Raw genomic sequence first — 357 nt, forward strand, 5'->3', positions numbered from 1 at the left:
TCAAACGTTTGATTGCTGTGTCCCACGCACGTCGGCAGGTGCTCAGGTGAAGGGGGAATTTACTGCAAGACATGCAATTTCTTTTCTAACTGGCCCAACATTAATGCCGCATCCGGTTTATCAGCATTCAAACCGGCGATCAGTGTCATAAAGTAGCAGTCCATCATCACCGCAGCGCGGTGTGGGTCGTAACTGACTTCATGTGAAAATAAGCGCTGGCGGAAGGCTTCCAGCTGCTGTTCAAACTCATCCTGCTGCCAAATCAGCACCCGAAACAGCTCTCTGCTGAAATCCGCTTCCAGACAATAAAATGCATAAAGGTATCCGGCAAAGTGCATGAGTTTTTCTTTAGGGCAG

At 48.7% G+C, this 357-nt stretch carries 1 pseudogene; it reads right to left on the reverse strand.

What is annotated here, in order from left to right:
• Positions 1-59: 59 nt before the first annotated feature.
• Positions 60-357, reverse strand: a pseudogene (locus ACYP03_RS24830) (hypothetical protein); the annotation flags it as partial.

Source organism: Photobacterium sp. R1 (assembly GCF_054600795.1).